At 44.0% G+C, this 17,237-nt stretch carries 16 protein-coding genes; 15 read left to right on the top strand and 1 reads right to left on the bottom strand.

Annotated features, from left to right (window positions below):
* Positions 1 to 844 precede the first annotated feature (844 nt).
* The 12 genes from rpmH to RH061_RS23000 all read left to right on the top strand — a co-directional run bounded on the left by rpmH (position 845) and on the right by RH061_RS23000 (position 12,483).
* Positions 845 to 979, top strand: a complete 135-nt coding sequence (gene rpmH / locus RH061_RS23055; protein ID WP_013059930.1) for a 50S ribosomal protein L34 — start codon at positions 845 to 847, stop codon at positions 977 to 979.
* A gap of 429 nt (positions 980 to 1,408) precedes the next feature.
* Positions 1,409 to 1,771: a ribonuclease P protein component gene (rnpA, locus tag RH061_RS23050; protein ID WP_311073142.1), complete on the top strand. Its 363-nt coding sequence runs from the start codon at positions 1,409 to 1,411 to the stop codon at positions 1,769 to 1,771.
* A 161-nt stretch (positions 1,772 to 1,932) separates the two neighbouring features.
* Positions 1,933 to 2,706: a YidC family membrane integrase SpoIIIJ gene (spoIIIJ, locus tag RH061_RS23045; RefSeq protein ID WP_311073141.1), complete on the top strand. Its 774-nt coding sequence runs from the start codon at positions 1,933 to 1,935 to the stop codon at positions 2,704 to 2,706.
* A complete protein-coding gene (gene jag, locus RH061_RS23040) occupies positions 2,703 to 3,323 on the top strand; it encodes an RNA-binding cell elongation regulator Jag/EloR (protein ID WP_311073139.1) in 621 nt (206 codons plus the stop codon). The genes spoIIIJ and jag overlap by 4 nt, the downstream gene beginning before the upstream one ends.
* 702 nt (positions 3,324 to 4,025) lie before the next feature.
* Positions 4,026 to 5,411: a tRNA uridine-5-carboxymethylaminomethyl(34) synthesis GTPase MnmE gene (gene mnmE, locus RH061_RS23035; RefSeq protein ID WP_311073136.1), complete on the top strand. Its 1,386-nt coding sequence runs from the start codon at positions 4,026 to 4,028 to the stop codon at positions 5,409 to 5,411.
* A gap of 111 nt (positions 5,412 to 5,522) precedes the next feature.
* A complete protein-coding gene (gene mnmG, locus RH061_RS23030; protein ID WP_311073135.1) occupies positions 5,523 to 7,403 on the top strand; it encodes a tRNA uridine-5-carboxymethylaminomethyl(34) synthesis enzyme MnmG in 1,881 nt (626 codons plus the stop codon).
* 263 nt (positions 7,404 to 7,666) lie between these two features.
* Positions 7,667 to 8,383: a 16S rRNA (guanine(527)-N(7))-methyltransferase RsmG gene (gene rsmG, locus RH061_RS23025; protein ID WP_311073134.1), complete on the top strand. Its 717-nt coding sequence runs from the start codon at positions 7,667 to 7,669 to the stop codon at positions 8,381 to 8,383.
* Positions 8,384 to 8,573: 190 nt separating this feature from the next.
* Entirely contained in the window at positions 8,574 to 9,467 is an 894-nt protein-coding gene (noc, locus tag RH061_RS23020) for a nucleoid occlusion protein (RefSeq protein ID WP_311076517.1), read from the top strand.
* 417 nt (positions 9,468 to 9,884) lie between these two features.
* On the top strand, positions 9,885 to 10,646 hold the full coding sequence (locus RH061_RS23015) for a ParA family protein (protein ID WP_102264747.1): 762 nt from the start codon (positions 9,885 to 9,887) through the stop codon (positions 10,644 to 10,646).
* Complete coding sequence (locus RH061_RS23010) at positions 10,639 to 11,487, top strand: ParB/RepB/Spo0J family partition protein (RefSeq protein WP_311073132.1); 849 nt, start codon at positions 10,639 to 10,641, stop codon at positions 11,485 to 11,487. Before RH061_RS23015 ends, RH061_RS23010 begins: the two co-directional genes overlap by 8 nt.
* A gap of 69 nt (positions 11,488 to 11,556) precedes the next feature.
* Positions 11,557 to 12,267, top strand: coding sequence for a DUF554 domain-containing protein (locus RH061_RS23005; protein WP_311073130.1), 711 nt, complete (start codon positions 11,557 to 11,559; stop codon positions 12,265 to 12,267).
* A 15-nt stretch (positions 12,268 to 12,282) separates the two neighbouring features.
* Complete coding sequence (locus RH061_RS23000; protein ID WP_311073129.1) at positions 12,283 to 12,483, top strand: hypothetical protein; 201 nt, start codon at positions 12,283 to 12,285, stop codon at positions 12,481 to 12,483.
* 28 nt (positions 12,484 to 12,511) lie between these two features.
* Here the strand turns inward: RH061_RS23000 and yyaC are convergent, their stop codons facing one another.
* Positions 12,512 to 13,144, bottom strand: coding sequence for a spore protease YyaC (yyaC, locus tag RH061_RS22995; RefSeq protein ID WP_311073127.1), 633 nt, complete (start codon positions 13,142 to 13,144; stop codon positions 12,512 to 12,514).
* Between the two features lie 333 nt (positions 13,145 to 13,477).
* Between yyaC and RH061_RS22990 the strand changes: the two genes are divergently transcribed.
* The 3 genes from RH061_RS22990 (at position 13,478) to RH061_RS22980 (ending at position 16,685) form a co-directional block, all read left to right on the top strand.
* Positions 13,478 to 14,386 carry a mechanosensitive ion channel family protein gene (locus tag RH061_RS22990; protein WP_311073125.1) on the top strand — a complete coding sequence of 303 codons (909 nt, stop codon included), beginning with the start codon at positions 13,478 to 13,480 and terminating at the stop codon, positions 14,384 to 14,386.
* Between the two features lie 17 nt (positions 14,387 to 14,403).
* On the top strand, positions 14,404 to 14,598 hold the full coding sequence (locus tag RH061_RS22985; protein WP_167830963.1) for a DUF951 domain-containing protein: 195 nt from the start codon (positions 14,404 to 14,406) through the stop codon (positions 14,596 to 14,598).
* 86 nt (positions 14,599 to 14,684) lie between these two features.
* Complete coding sequence (locus RH061_RS22980; RefSeq protein WP_311073123.1) at positions 14,685 to 16,685, top strand: molybdopterin-dependent oxidoreductase; 2,001 nt, start codon at positions 14,685 to 14,687, stop codon at positions 16,683 to 16,685.
* Positions 16,686 to 17,237: the final 552 nt, after the last annotated feature.

Below are 17,237 nucleotides of genomic sequence, written 5' to 3'. Positions count from 1 at the left end.
CGATTATCCCTCCTTCTCTAGTCATTTTTTCTATATCTGGCCTGCTGCTGCACTCACAGTGTCCTATTTACTCTTATGCATTCATGCTCGAAAAGCACAAAATCAAAGGTTATACATGCTGTACAACCCCTGAATTAATAAATATACAAAACTATTAATGTGGAAAAATATATAATAAGGAAGAAATGAAGCTTTTCGACAATATCCACTTTCTGTGGACAAAGTTTTACAACAGGTCTGAATAACCTATCCACAGCTTATCCACAATTTGTGGATAAGTATATTTTTGTTATCGAATTATTAAGAGTGAAAACACAAATATAATATCAGATAATCTAGCATGGCGCAACGCTTTTTAATACATTATCCACAATACACTATCACTGTGGAGATTAATTGTCCACAGGCACTTGAATTGTGTAAAAGCTGTCAGAAAGGGTTGTGGATAATAAAAACCATGTCGATTTTTGTCCACAGGACGCTAGAATAAGCAAAAATCATTATAGAATTTATCCTTAACATTTATTTTTGTCGCGGAAAATATTCTTGATAAATTTATGAATGAGTTACTCTAAAAAAAATTTAAAACTTCTATATAGTTGTAGATCTTATATAGAACATAAAGTTCCGAAAGATTTCCGAAAGGGTTCCGAAATGTAGGTAAATGGTCTGGAGCGAGGTTGGAAAAGCGATTATATAAAAGATTGATGAAATCCCAGGATATAAATTTTAAACTTTGCCAGTGCCGTCGATTTCTGAATAGGCACTTGACAATATACACCGACCGTCTTTATAATTACAAAGACTGTCTGTAACAGCTATTCCTCAGGGAGGTGTAACATATATGAAACGCACTTATCAACCAAATAAACGTAAACACAGCAAAGTTCACGGATTCCGTGCCCGCATGAGCAGTGCAAATGGCCGTAAGGTTCTTGCTCGCCGTCGTCGCAAAGGAAGAAAAGTATTATCAGCTTAGGCCACTGAAATGTCAGTGGTCTTTTTTCTCTTTGGGCAATACTATTTTGGGAGCTGGGCTTGCTGAAAAATGGCTTTAGGGATTTATTTATTGGCTATACTTTCTTAATAGGCTGTGTAAAAATTTATTCTTATTTCGAAATCCTGTTGATTGTAGTGGAAGGCGCGAAGACTCCTCCGAAAATGCTAACGCATTTTCATCGTGCGTGGGCAAATTCGAGGAAGTAACTCAATGTCCTGCGGGATGAGCAAGTCATCGGGAGACCCCGCAGGCGTGTTAGCGCCGAGGAGGCTCCCGGACTGCCCGCGGAAAGCGAAGCGCCTGGAACGAAAATCAACAGTCTAATTTACACAGCCTTGAAATAAATCCATTTACCATATACCAAAACAAGGTCCCGTAAAGATCCATAGAGAATTGAAGGTGCTATAGATGAAAAAAGACTTCAGAGTGAAAAAAAATAAAGAGTTCCAAGAGGCCTTTAAAAAGGGAAGGTCGGTTGCGAACCGGCAATTCGTTGTCTATATTCTGAAAAAACCCGAGCAGGAGAATTTCCGTATCGGGCTGTCGGTCAGCAAAAAAATCGGCAATGCCGTCATGCGTAACCAGATCAAAAGATATATCCGGCAATCCTTCCATGAATTGCAGGACCGCGTCCATAACGGGAATGACTACATCATCATCGCCAGGAAGCCAACTGCTGAAATGGACATGCATGAAGTGAAGAAAAGCCTGGAGCATGTCTTGAAGGTAGGAAAGGTTTTGAAGAAGCCGAAAACTGGAGATAATGGGTGAGGCAAAAATATTTGCCGAATTGCATTTTTTAAAAGCGCTTCCCTATAAAAGATGTTAAAATACTCTTGATTGCATTGTGCTGACAAAGCTAAATGTACATAAATCTGGGAAAAACCTTTGAAAATAAATGAACGTATCGGGAAGTTAGGAGGAAATGAAGCTTGAAAAAAAGAATATTATTAATAATGGGCTTGCTTTTAGTGATGACCTTGCTGACAGGCTGCATGGAGTACGACCAGCCAATCACTGAGGAGAGCAAGGGTTTCTGGAATGAATACATTGTTTATCCTTTGTCCTTGTTCATTGTGAAAATGGCTGAATGGCTTGGTGGCAGCTTCGGATTATCAATCATCGCTGTTACTTTAATCATCCGCCTGGCAATCCTGCCGCTTATGATCAAACAGACGAAGAGCTCAAAAGCAATGCAGGCTTTACAGCCGGAAATGCAAAAGCTGAAGGAAAAATACAGCTCGAAGGACCAGAAAACCCAGCAGAAGCTGCAGCAGGAAACGATGGCGCTTTTCCAAAAGCACGGTGTCAATCCGCTTGCAGGCTGTTTCCCGCTGATCGTCCAGATGCCGATCCTGATTGGTTTCTACCACGCGATCTCAAGAACAAGGGAAATTGCCGAGCATAACTTCCTGTGGTTCGACCTTGGTTCACCGGATCCATACTATATCCTGCCTTTAGTCGCAGGTGCAACAACTTTCATTCAGCAAAAAATGATGATGGCTGGCCAGGAAGCAAATCCGCAGATGGCGATGATGCTTTGGCTGATGCCAATCATGATCATCGTGTTCGCGATCAACTTCCCAGCAGCACTTTCATTGTACTGGGTAGTCGGTAACTTATTCATGATTGTTCAAACTTACTTTATTAAAGGGCCGGATCTTAAGGCAACTGCTGCCGGCAATGCGGGAGGAGCAAAAAAGTGAAACAGGTAACTGCTACAGGACAAAATGTCGACGAAGCAGTAGAATCCGCTTTAGCTCAATTAAAAACAACCAAAGACCGCACAGAAATTGATGTAATTGATGAAGGCAAAAAGGGGATTTTCGGACTTTTCGGCACACGCCCGGCTGTCGTCAAGGTGACAGTGAAAATCGATGCTGTTGAAGAAGCCGTTAATTATTTGAAGTCGGTTGGCTCGCAAATGGGGGCTCCAATTGAAGTTGATGTGAAAAAAGAAGGAAAAACAGTACTCTTTACGATGTCTGGTGAGAAAATCGCTTTGTTGATCGGAAAAAGAGGACAAACGCTGAATTCCCTGCAATTTTTGACTCAGCTTGTCATGAACCGTTACTCTGAACAGTATTCAACTGTCTTGCTTGATGCGGAGGATTATCGCCAGCGCAGGTATGATACCCTCATTCAATTGGCTGAACGCCTTGCGCAAAAAGCAGTCCGGACCGGACAGACTGTTGCGCTCGAACCTATGCCTTCGTATGAACGCAAAGTGATTCATACTGCATTGATGTCAAATAAAAGAATCAAAACTTATTCTGATGGCACTGAACCACATAGACATATTGTGATCGCGCCGTCTAAATAAAGAAGTGGAACCCGAACCCGATGCAGGTTCGGGTTTTTTGTGCAACGTTTTAAGAATATGGCGTATTTCAGGTTGGGTGAACTCAATAAACGCCTCAGAATAGTGGATTTTACTATTTCCTTTACCTGCAGCAATGTTATTTTTTCAATGAATAAACTTATTGGCGGTTTTCACAATTTTATTGGCGATAATCCAGATTTATTGGCGAAAAACGAATTATATTGGCGAAAGTGGCTAGTTTATTGGCGAAAATTCGCTTTTATTGGCGAACTGGAAATTATCATGAATTTTTTCCAATTTAACAACCCAATCATCAGTCTTATAAATCACACTTCACCATCCAGTTCCAAACCTCCATCAAGATCTCTAGTTGAATCCAATCCAATTTGGATTCACTAGTACACCGGACATTAAAATCAAAATTCAACACTTACCTCGTCAATCATCCCTCCATCTAACTCAACCCAATCCATTTTCCCACAACACAAATAAAAATCATTTATTTCCTCATTTGGTTTTATTGTTATTCACATGTGGATAAGTTAAAATTAAATAAGTTTATTTATTTAGTTGTGGATAAATTCGTTATTAAAAGGATTCCTTTCTTTTTTTCACTAATGTGATGTGGTATTCTAGTAATTTGTAGAAAACAAACTTTCATTTTTTATATAAATCATTTTTTCGAAAAAGTGGGGTGAGCAAATGGAATTTGATACGATTGCGGCGATTTCCACGCCAATGGGTGAGGGTGCGATTGCGATTGTCCGTTTGAGCGGGGATCAAGCTTTCGAAATAGCAGATCGATTGTTCAGAGGGGTGGGCAGCAAGAAGCTGAGCGAAGTGGCTTCGCATACCATCCACTACGGCCATTTGATTGAGCCAAAAACTGGACAAGTAGCAGAAGAGGTTATGGTTTCTGTCATGAGAGGGCCAAAAACGTTCACGAAAGAGGATGTAGTCGAAATCAACTGCCATGGGGGTCTTGTTTCTGTAAACCGTGTGCTCCAGCTTGTTCTGAACCAGGGAGCGAGACTGGCGGAGCCGGGCGAATTTACAAAACGGGCTTTTTTAAATGGACGGATTGACCTTTCCCAGGCGGAGGCAGTCATTGACTTGATCAGAGCCAAAACGGACCGGGCGATGAACCTGGCACTTGGCCAGATGGAGGGGCGCTTATCAAGGCTCATTCAGAAGCTGCGCCAGGAAATCCTTGAAATCCTTGCGCATGTCGAAGTGAATATCGATTATCCGGAGTATGACGATGTTGAAGAAATGACGCATCACATGCTTTTGGAGAAGGCGAAGTATGTAAAAGGGGAACTTGAAAAACTCCTGCAAACCTCGCAGCAGGGAAAAATACTGCGTGAAGGACTGTCGACCGTCATTGTTGGCCGTCCGAATGTAGGGAAGTCTTCCTTGCTTAACAGCCTTGTGCATGAAAATAAAGCAATTGTTACTGATATACCAGGAACCACGCGTGATGTAATTGAAGAATATGTCAATGTCCGTGGTGTTCCTTTAAGACTTCTTGATACAGCGGGAATCCGCGAAACCGAAGATATTGTAGAAAGAATTGGTGTTGAACGGTCTCGTCAGGTTCTGAAGGAAGCTGATTTGATTTTGCTCGTTCTGAACTATTCGGATGAGCTTTCGGAAGAGGATCGGAACATTTTCAAAGCGGTTGAGGGAATGGACGTAATTGTTATCGTCAACAAAACCGACCTTCCGCAAAAAATAGATATGGACCAGGTGAAGGAGCTTACGAAGGATTATGCTCTTGTCACCACTTCATTGCTTGAGGACAAGGGAGTGGATGAGCTGGAAGAAGCGATTTCAAGCCTGTTCTTTTCAGGTGCGATCGAAGCAGGCGACATGACGTATGTTTCGAACAGCCGCCATATTGCACTCCTGAATCAGGCTGTCCATTCAATAGAAGAAGCAATCTCTGGTGTCGAAATGGGAACGCCAATCGATATCGTCCAGATTGATTTGACTCGTTCTTGGGAGCTGCTTGGCGAAATCATCGGAGAAAGCGTCCATGAAAGCTTGATTGACCAGTTGTTCTCCCAGTTCTGTTTAGGAAAGTAATAGTAAAGAAACTATTTTCATAAAATTTTCTCCCTAGCTACTAGAATTATTTCAAGTAGCGCTTTTGGACTATAAAGGTGTTTGAATAGAGCATAAAAAGGAGGCAGCAGGATGGGTTATGAAGCCGGGAATTTTGATGTGGTTGTAGTTGGTGCCGGCCATGCGGGCGTTGAGGCGGCACTTGCGCCGGCACGTATGGGTGCGAAAACCGCGATGATTACCATCAATCTTGATATGATTGCGTTCATGCCGTGCAACCCGTCAATCGGCGGACCTGCAAAGGGCATCGTTGTGCGGGAGATTGACGCACTTGGCGGAGAAATGGGCCGCAATATTGATAAAACTTACATCCAGATGAGGATGCTGAACACAGGAAAGGGTCCTGCAGTACGTGCGTTGAGGGCCCAGGCTGATAAATTCGATTATCAGAATGAAATGAAAAAAACGCTGGAAATTGAAAAGAACCTTACATTGGTACAGGGTATGGTTGAGCGCTTGATTGTAGAAGATGGCGAATGCAAAGGGGTAATCACCCAGACGGGAGCCATTTATCGCGCTAAAACTGTCGTCATTACGACTGGTACGTATATGCGCGGGGAAATCATCCTTGGTGAATTGAAATATTCAAGCGGCCCGAACAACCAGCAGCCTTCAATCAAGCTGTCGGAGCATCTCGAGGAGCTTGGTTTTGATCTCGTTCGTTTTAAAACGGGAACGCCGCCACGTGTGCACAGTGACAGTATTGATTATACAAAAACAGAAATTCAGCCTGGTGACGATATCCACCGTGCATTTTCTTATGAAACGACGAAGTACATCACAGACCAGCTTCCTTGCTGGCTGACGTATACGAATGAGCGCACACACCAGCTGATTGACGACAATCTGCACCGCTCACCTATGTATTCCGGAATGATCAAGGGTACTGGCCCGCGCTATTGCCCGTCCATTGAGGATAAGGTTGTCCGCTTCAATGACAAGCCGCGCCACCAGATTTTCCTGGAGCCGGAAGGCAGGAATACGCAGGAAGTTTACGTCCAAGGATTGTCAACCAGCTTGCCGGAAGAGGTCCAGCATAAGATCCTTCAGACCATTCCAGGACTGGAAAAAGTGCAAATGATGCGTGCAGGCTATGCGATTGAATATGATGCAGTCGTGCCGACTCAGCTTTGGCCAACACTGGAAACGAAGCTAGTGAAAAATCTTTATACTGCAGGCCAGATCAATGGTACTTCTGGCTATGAAGAAGCTGCCGGACAGGGAATCATGGCAGGTATCAATGCTGGCAGAAGGGCACTGGACAAAGAAGAAGTGATTCTCAGCCGTGCGGATGCCTATATCGGTGTATTGATTGATGACCTCGTGACAAAAGGGACGAATGAACCGTACCGTTTATTGACTTCAAGAGCGGAATACCGCCTGCTTCTGCGTCATGATAATGCGGACCTTCGCTTGACTGAAAAAGGACATGAAATCGGCTTGATTTCCGAAGAGCGCTACCAGAAGTTTTTAGCGAAAAAAGAAGCCATTGAAGCTGAGAAGCAACGGCTTCAATCCATCATCATCAAACCGTCAGCAGAGGTACAGGAGTTGATCCGTTCCCTAGGCGGAAGTGAATTGAAGGATGGCATCCGTGCTTCCGACCTTTTGAAGCGTCCGGAGGTTTCTTATCAGCATATCAAGAAGCTCGTTCCAGCAGCAGGCGAACTTGATTTCGAAACAGAGGAACAGACTGAAATTCAAATTAAGTATGAGGGATATATCGAGAAGTCACTTCAGCAGGTTGAAAGGCTGAAAAAGATGGAAGATAAGAAAATCCCCGAAAATATTGATTATGATGCGATTTCCGGATTGGCGACAGAGGCCCGCCAAAAATTGAAAGACGTTCGTCCATTAACATTGGCACAAGCTTCGAGAATCTCAGGTGTGAACCCTGCCGATATCTCTATTCTGCTTGTCTATTTGGAACAGGGGCGTATTGCTCGGATCTAATCGTAAAATTTTTAATTTGAGAAAGTATAATTTCTCCACATAGATTATTGTCTAGCTCAGCGCCTAGCCAGTTTTCATCCCTGCTAGTACTTCCTCGAGTATCTTGCGATAAGCGTTAGCTTTGAGCAGCTCGAGACGTTTCGGTCCGCCCGATGAAGTCAAAGAGCGACTTCACCGGTCGGCCCTCCAACGCTTGTCGGGGCTGACCAAGGCGCTTGCGCTTTTCTTATGAATCCACCAGCAAGGACAGAAAGGGTTGGCTTATGAATACAGATCAATTTAAAGCTTTGCTCGCTGAAAAGGGAATACAGCTTTCTCAGAAGCAAATGGAGCAATATGAAAAGTATTACCAAATGCTCGTCGAGTGGAATGAAAAAATGAATCTAACTGCGATCACAGAAAAGCCTGATGTATACTTGAAGCACTTCTATGATTCCGTTTCTGCCGCATTTTATTTTGATTTTAACAAGCCGCTCAATTTGTGTGATGTTGGTGCCGGGGCCGGTTTCCCGAGTATCCCGATAAAGATCGCGTTCCCGGAAATCAAAGTGACGATCGTTGATTCCCTGAACAAGCGAATTACGTTCCTCGAACAGCTTTCGAAAGAATTAGGGCTGGAAGGTACGACCTTCATCCATGATCGTGCAGAGACATTCGGACAAAATCCTGCCCATCGTGAGCAATATGAAGTCGTTATGGCGAGGGCTGTTGCGAGAATGTCTGTGCTAAGCGAGCTTTGCCTCCCGCTAGTGAAAGTTGGCGGGACGTTCATCGCCATGAAGGGCAACCAGGCAGGAGAGGAACTGCAGGTTGGTGAAAAAGCAATCGCTGTTCTTGGAGGGAAGCTTCAATCAGCCCACTCCTTCACCTTGCCGGTGGAAGAGAGCGAACGGAATATTTTAATCATTAACAAACAAAAAACAACACCTAAGAAGTACCCAAGAAAACCGGGAACCCCCAATAAGACGCCAATAGAATAGCTGTTTATTTTAATCGCATTACCTCTGGTCAAAGGGCCCGGGGTGTGTGATTTAGATGCCGGCCATGCTCGCTCATGCTTTTTGGTCTATTTGGAAAAATGAATTTAGTTTATAATAGAGTCTATAGGCAGGAACTTGTCATTTTTATAGAGAATATGTAATAGGGAGTTCATAAAGGTGGTGTAGGGTGATGAAGCCTTCTTTTTCGCGCTTTTTTGGCCTTGGGGAAAAAGAAAAAGAACGGAACCAAGTGGAAGAACCGAACCAAATGGAAGAACAGACGGTTGAGGATATTGACAACATAGAAAACGAAGAAATAAAGAAAATTCCGATTGACCATATCATTCCAAATAGATATCAGCCAAGAACTGTTTTTGATGATGAAAAAATTGAAGAATTGGCCCGTACCATTCATATACATGGAGTAATCCAGCCAATTGTCGTCCGGGAATTCGATCAGGATCGATTTGAAATTATCGCAGGTGAACGCCGCTGGCGAGCAATGAAAAAGCTTGAGTGGGAAGAGGTTCCTGCGATCGTTAAAAACCTGTCCGATTCCGAAACAGCATCGGTTGCTTTGATCGAGAACCTCCAGCGTGAGGAACTGTCTCCGATTGAGGAAGCGATGGCCTATGGTAAATTACTGGAAATCCATAACTTGACACAGGAAGCACTTGCGCAAAGATTGGGAAAAGGTCAATCAACGGTTGCGAATAAGCTTCGATTGCTTAAGCTTCCACAGGAAGTACAGGATGCACTGTTGAATAAGTCGATCACAGAACGACATGCTCGTTCATTAATCCCGTTAAAAAACCCTGAACTGCAGGTACAGGTATTGGCAGAGGTCATCGAAAGATCCCTTAATGTCAAACAAACGGAAGAACGCGTCGTCAAGCTTCTGAGTCAAAATGAAGAGAAACCAAAGCCGAAGCGGAAAGCATTCAGCAAAGACATGAGGATTGCCGTCAATACCATCCGCCAGTCACTGACAATGGTTTCCGACAGTGGCATCAATCTCGATTCGGAAGAAGAAGAGTTTGAAGAGTTCTATCAATTCACGATTCGCATACCAAAAAAGAAATAATAGATTGCTAGCGGGGGACAGACTGTCTCCCGTTTTTTGTTGGTAAAAATACGGTTCAATCGCATCGAGGTAGCAGTGCTTTTTAGTAAAATAAATTTTCATATTACCGGATTATTACTTTTGCATAAAAATTCTATCAACTATCTTGATTCATGATAAAATAGAATACATGATTGCTTTTTTCGGCATCGCCAATTTTTATAAGGGCGAGAAAGGCCGTTTAAAACTCCATTTAAAAGTTTAAATGTTTCTACTTCGATGAGTGTCTAGCTCCAGCGCCTAGCCCCTCGAGTCGCTTCAGTCCAGCCAATGAAGTCAAAGAGCGACTTCACTGTCAGGCCCTCCAGCGCTTGTCGGGGCTGACCAAGGCGCTTGCGCTTTTCTAATTATTTTACGGGTTTGAAAGAAGGTGACAATGTGGGAAAAATCATTGCGATTGCGAATCAAAAAGGCGGAGTCGGCAAGACGACGACATCCGTGAATCTCGGTGCTTGCCTTGCATACATAGGGAAAAAGGTGCTGCTTGTCGATACAGATCCCCAGGGAAATGCTACGAGCGGTGTGGGAATTGAAAAAGCGGATGTTGAGCAATGCATCTATGATGTTCTTGTTGACGATGTTGAAGCTAAAAATGTTATCCATCCTACAGCAGTAGAGAATTTATATACGATTCCTGCGACCATCCAGCTTGCAGGAGCGGAAATTGAGCTCGTGCCCACAATCTCAAGGGAGGTTCGCTTGAAGCGGGCTCTCGAGGAAGTGAAGGATCGTTTTGATTATATTATCATCGACTGTCCGCCATCACTTGGTTTATTGACTTTGAATGCTTTGACGGCTTCAGATGCCGTCATCATCCCTGTCCAGTGTGAGTATTATGCACTTGAAGGTTTAAGTCAGCTCCTGAATACTGTCCGTCTCGTACAAAAGCATTTGAACCAGGATCTAAAGATTGAGGGCGTCCTGCTGACGATGCTTGATGCGCGTACGAACCTCGGTCTTCAAGTTATCGAGGAAGTGAAGAAGTACTTCCAGGACAAGGTATACAAGACAGTCATTCCACGGAATGTCCGGCTGAGTGAAGCTCCAAGCCATGGAGAGCCAATTATCATTTATGATCCAAAGTCCCGCGGGGCAGAGGTTTATTTAGATCTTGCAAAGGAAGTGGTTGCAAATGGCTAAAGGCTTAGGTAAAGGATTGAATGCTTTCTTTAACATGGAAGCTGAAAAAGAAGAAAAGGTCCAGGAAATAAGCATCAAAGAAATAAGGCCGAATCCTTATCAACCACGAAAAGTTTTCCAGCCGGAAGCGCTCGAGGAATTGAAACTATCGATCCAGGAACATGGGATTCTTCAGCCGATTATTGTCAGGAAAACGATAAAGGGCTATGAAATTGTCGTTGGTGAAAGACGTTTCCGTGCTGCGAAGGAAGCCAAGCTGGAAACAGTCCCAGCAGTGGTACGTGAACTGAATGAACAGCAGATGATGGAGCTTGCTGTGTTGGAAAACCTTCAGAGGGAAGATTTAAACCCAATTGAAGAGGGAATCGCCTATCAAACTTTGATCGAAAAGCTGAAGCTCACGCAAGAAGAATTAGCGAAGAGGCTGGGCAAAAGCCGTCCGCATCTGGCTAACCATATCCGTTTGCTGTCGCTGCCGCCTAAAATTCAGCAACTGATATCAGATGGCAAAATATCCATGGGGCATGGGCGTGCGCTTTTAGGATTAAGGAAGAAAGACAAGCTTCCAATCCTTGTGGATAAAATCCTTAAGGATGGAATGAATGTCCGCCAGCTAGAGCAGCTGATCCAGCAGATGAACGAAGTTGTTCCACGTGAAACAAAAAAAGATAAAGTGACAAAAGATGTTTTCATCCGTGAACGGGAAACGACGCTTCGAGAGCGATTCGGTACAACTGTTAACATCAAACAATCGAAAAATAAAGGAAAGATTGAAATAGAATTTTTCTCGAAAGATGATCTGGAACGGATTCTGGAACTACTAGATCAGCATAACTCTTAAGCTATCAATTTGATGGCTTCTTTTTTTACATACAGCATTCATACAAAACTTGAAGATAGGTGAACACATATGTTTTTACTTGGCACCATTGTCAATGGGCTATTGATAATCGTCGGAACCTTGCTTGGCAGGCTTCTGACGAGGATACCTGAAAATATGAAAGCTACAGTCATGCATGGCATCGGGCTTGCTGTAATGGTGCTGGGCCTGCAAATGGGCTTTAAGAGCGCCAATTTCCTGATTGTTATTTTGAGTCTTGTGATTGGGGCAGTCCTCGGTGAAGCGTGGAAGCTGGAAGATAAGCTGAATTCAGTTGGAGACTGGCTCGAAAGCAAGCTTGGATCAAAAGGGGAAGGGAGTATCTCACAGGGTTTTGTGACCGCAACATTAATCTTTGTCATTGGAGCGATGGCCATTATTGGTGCTCTCGATAGCGGTATCCGCGGCGACCATGATGTGCTCTATACAAAGGCAATCATTGACGGCTTCACAGCTTTGATTCTGACTACGACACTTGGTATTGGCGTTCTTTTTTCAGCGATTCCCGTGATGCTCTATCAGGGGACAATCGCGTTGTTTGCAACGCAAATTGATAAGTTTATACCTCAAGCTTTAATGGACAGCTTCATCCTGGAGTTGACTGCAACTGGCGGAGTCATGATTTTCGCCATTGGCTTGAACATGATTGGATTGACGAAAATCAGGGTTGCAAATCTTCTGCCAGGTATCCTGGTCACTGGCGTTCTTGTCACACTATCACACTATACGATTGGATTATAAGAGGGTGACTCTGTCATGAAAGACTTCCTATCCAGTCTATTATTTATCTTAAGTATCCTGATTTTCGCCATTACTGCCTACTTGCTCTTTTGGACAATCATGATGCCGGGGTGGTTCGTCTTACCATTTTTAATTTCATTGATCATTGGCATTATTACATTCTGGAGTTCCAAAAAGCTGGGGAGCCAAGAGAAAAGTAAACACGCCGGGAAATAGTCTCCCGGCGTGTTTAAAATTCTTATCGTTATTCGGCAACTGTAGGCTGCTCAGCCTCAAGATCCCAATTCAGTTTTGGCCAATCCTGTTTCTTCGATAGCTGCTGGCTGCTCTCGAAAATACCATTTGCAATCGTTTTTGCCATTTTTAATACGAGGTTCAATCTGGTGTTTTGCAAAACAAAGAATTCCATGAACCCGCTGACATTGACGATGCCTGTAATGTGCATATTGCCCACTTCAGGGAGTTCCTTATTTACTCCGGCACCTGGTTTGACTGGCCCATTGCCTACCTGGATGGATCCGACGCTTTTTAACCTGCCCAGGCATGCGTCTATCCCAATGATAAAAGGATTGAAGTGTTTCTCTTTGATTTCAGCCAGTTTCGCATCCATATTCACTGCATGTATTGGGTCATCAAGAGTCCCATATACATGGTAAGGCGCAATTTCTTTTTCCTCGAGAAGTGTTCCGATTAGCGGACCCAATGAATCACCGGTAGAGCGGTCAGTTCCAATACAGACAAAAACAATTGGGCGTGTGCTGAAATTAGGCAAATGGTCCAGGATTTCAGAAGCCAGCTTTTCGGCAGCCAGCTCATCTTCATGGTTGATTTTTGCCACATTGTTTCTCCGCTCGAAAAAATGGTTTTTGAGATTCATTGGATCAACTCCTTAAAAATTCGTACTATCAGTATACGGACTTTTTTTGTAATCTATACATACCTGTAAACAGAAAGATTTAAACAGGGCCTTTTGGAGCAGTGGATTTTTTATGGAGGATAATGGTCATGTTTGTTCAGCCAGAAATTTTAAGGGTATAGACACTGGTGAAAAACATCAGAGTTATACTAAAATAATAAAACGGACGTAACAAAACAGTCTTCTTTAACTACATTATAAAACTTGTTAAAATGATTGTGTTTGTATGAAATCTTCTACTTTGTTACATAACGTATGATATTGATAGCATGAAATTTACAGGCGGGTGAAAAAATGACTAATGCGGAAGAAAGTATAACTAGAACACAAGCATTTTTAAATAAAATCAGTCAAAAATTGATGGATGAAGACCTCTGGTTCGCGTTTGGGGAAGGTGTCCTGAAAATCCTGGCCATCCTGATCATTTCCGGTTTACTGATCCGAGTTGGCAAGGTAGCCATCCATAATTTCTTCAAGATGAAGACAAGGGGACCAATCAGGGTTTCCGAGCGGCGGGAAATGACGTTGATGAAGCTGCTTGAGAATGTACTGACATATGTTGTTTACTTTATTGCAATCATGTCCATTCTTGCGGCAATGACGATCGATGTTAAAGCAATGCTTGCCGGTGCCGGGATTGTCGGCTTGGCCGTCGGTTTCGGGGCGCAAAGTCTCGTTAAAGACATCATCACCGGTTTCTTCATTATTTTTGAAGATCAATTCTCTGTAGGTGATTATGTAAGAATTGGACAATTTGAAGGAACCGTAGAGGAAATCGGGCTGCGGACGACGAAGATTAAAAGCTTTACAGGGGAAATCAATATCCTTCCTAATGGCAGCATCGTAGAAGTCACCAACTTCTCGGTTTACAACAGCGTTTCAGTTCTTGATATAGGAATCGCTTATGAAGGCGATATTGAATACGCTGAAAAAGTACTGCAGCAGTACCTTGAAACAACAACAGAAAAGTATCCAGAACTGGTGAAGACACCTGAGCTTTTAGGCGTACAGCAATTTGGTGCTTCAGAGGTTGTGCTGCGTATCGTCGCAGAAACAGTACCGATGAAACACTGGTATATTGGAAGACAGCTTCGCAAGGACATCAAGCTTCTCCTGGATGAGCACGGAATTGAGATTCCATTCCCAAGAATGGTCATGTACTCCCGTCAGGAAGGCGGAGAGCAAAAAGAATTCGGTAAATAAACAAGGAGGTTTTACAATTGGAACATGAATTTCAACTTAATGATGTTGTTGAAATGAAAAAACCACATCCTTGCGGCACCAACAAGTGGAAAATCATTCGCCTTGGCATGGATTTCCGAATCAAATGTGAAGGCTGCGAGCACAGTGTCTTGATTCCCAGAAAAGAGTTCACACGTAAAGTAAAGAAGGTTTTATCGAAGCAGGGTGAGTAATCCTGCTTCTTTTTTTTGCCTAATTGTATTATTCTTAAAGGTAAAATTAATGAAACATTATAGAGAGAACGTGGGGAGATGAGGAAGTGGCGACAGTATATCATTCAGCATGTCCATTGAATTGCTGGGACAGCTGCGGGTTCCTTGTTACCGTGGAAGACGGAAAGGTAACAAAGGTCGAAGGCAATCCAGATCATCCGATTACACAGGGGAAAATTTGCGGCCGCGGCAGGATGCTGGAGAATAGGGCGAATTCGGAAGACAGATTGCTTTATCCTCTGAAAAAAATCGATGGCAAATTCGAGAGGATTTCCTGGGAACAGGCACTCGATGAAATTGCTGGAAAACTGGCTTATTATAAAGAGAGTTTTGGCACCACATCCGTATTGCACAGCCATGATTATGCCAATGGTGGTTTGCTCACCAATCTCGACAGCCGCTTCTTTAATCTCTATGGCGGTGTGACTGAATTGACTGGTTCCATTTGCTGGGGATCGGGAATTGAAGCACAGAACTGGGACTTTGGCGATGCCTACAGCCATGCACCAGAAGATTTGAAAAACAGCAAACATGTTGTCATCTGGGGCAGAAATGTCGCCCGGACGAATATGCATCTTTTCCAAAACCTTCAGGCTACGAAAAAGAATGGCACGAAAATCTATGTCATCGATCCAATTTATAATGCAACGGCCAAGCTGGCCCATGAATATATCTCCATCAAGCCAGGTTTCGATGGATTATTAGCTGCTGGAATCATGAAAGAGTTACTGAGGATGGATTTGCAGGATGGCAATTTTCTGGCGGGCCATACTTTAGGGTTTGAGGACTTGGAAGCCTTGCTTGATACGGTTTCATTAGACTATATAAGTGAAGTGACAGAAGTTCCGGCCGACCTCATCACCCACCTTGCCGAGGTTTATGCTGATAAGCCAGTATCGACCATCATGGGACTTGGCATGCAGCGCTATGAAAATGGCGGGAGTACAATCAGGCTGCTGGACGCGCTTGTTGCCGTCAGCGGCAATATCGGGATTCCGGGCGGCGGAGCCAACTATGCGAACAAGCAGGTAGGGCAAAGTTTTGACTACCAGAATATGACTATGCCTGAACAGAAAAAGACATCACGAACGTTCACGATGATGAGGCAGGCAGAAGGAATACTGTCGGCAGTTGATCCTGTGATTAAGATGGGAATCGTCACATGCGGAAATCCGCTGACTCAAGTTCCGGATACGAAAAGAGTGCGAGAGGCTTTTGAATCGCTCGAAACACTCGTGGTGATTGACCAGTTCATGACCGATACAGCTGAACTTGCAGATTATGTTCTGCCAGCTGCCACAGCTTTTGAGGTAGAGGATGTGTACTATTCTTCCATGTACCATCATTATGTCAATCATGGTCCGAAGCTTGTCGAACCGCCGGGAGAAGCTAAGCCGGACGCATGGATTTGGGGAGAACTGGCGAACAGATTAGGATTCGGGGACGAATTTGGTTTTACCAGGGAAGAATTCTTGGGAATGGGTCTGGCATCCTTGACAGAAAAGGGTATTACTTTGGATAAAATCCGTGTGGAAAAGTTCGCGGAGCTCCCGGTGGATAAAATTCCATGGGCAGACAGGAGATTCAAAACGCCAAGCGGCAAGTATGAATTCACTGCTACTGCAGTCGCTGACGGCCGAATCAAATTGTCACTGCCAACAGAAACAAAATGGACGAATCCAGAGCTGGCGGATAAGTATCCATATTCCTTGCTGACGATCCATCCTTTGCGTTCCAACCACTCGCAGCATTTCCACCTGTTCCAGCCGGAGCCATATGTGAAAGTGGAAATCGCAAGCAGCGTGGCTGTAGAAAAGGGACTGAAAGACCAGGACTATGTCCGTGTCTGGAACGACAGAGGCGAATTGAAAGGGACCGTTTCAATTTTAAAAATGGCCCACCCGGGGACCGTGAATATTGATGAAGGCTTGAGCGCCCGATTCGGAGGGTCTGTCAACCAGCTGACATCCAGCCGGGAATCAGACAACGGCCTCGGCAGCACACTATATGACTGCCTGGTCAATATTGAAAAAGTTGAAAAAGAATAATCATCGTTTTGCCGCACTTTCATTGAGAGTGCGGTTCTTCTGTGCGCCCGGCATGGGTGCAGTCTATAGGGTGTAAGTCCCGAGCCATGAAGGCAGTAGTAGTGGTTAGCTTAACGCAAGGGTGTCCGCGGTGACGCGGAATCTGAAGGAAGCGAGCGGCAAACCTCCGGTCTGAGGAACACGAACTTCATATAAGGCTAGGTACCATTGGATGAGTTTGCAGAACAAAACAAAGTCCTTACTGCCGAAGGTGGTACAGAGTAAATGAAGCAGATAGATGGAGGGAAAGACTGTACTCTTACCCGGGGAGGTCTGATTGGAAAGCCAAGTACACTTGGTAACCTATCTAGCAATAGATAGCTGAACAATCAGAAGTCAGCAGAGGTCATAGTACTTTACCGGCTCGAGACGGTAAGGGAAGGACTGAACAATTAGGAAGAACGAGAACTAGGCATACAATTCCTGTGTAGAAGCAGACAATCCGAAAGGACTTACTTGAAGGAGGAAGTGGTGAATCCACAGGGGACTTCATGAGGGTGGAGCAGGAATAAC

The sequence above is a fragment of the Mesobacillus jeotgali genome (genome assembly GCF_031759225.1).
Lineage (GTDB): Bacteria > Bacillota > Bacilli > Bacillales > Cytobacillaceae > Mesobacillus > Mesobacillus jeotgali_B.
This window is presented reverse-complemented; position numbering and strand designations above follow the sequence as displayed.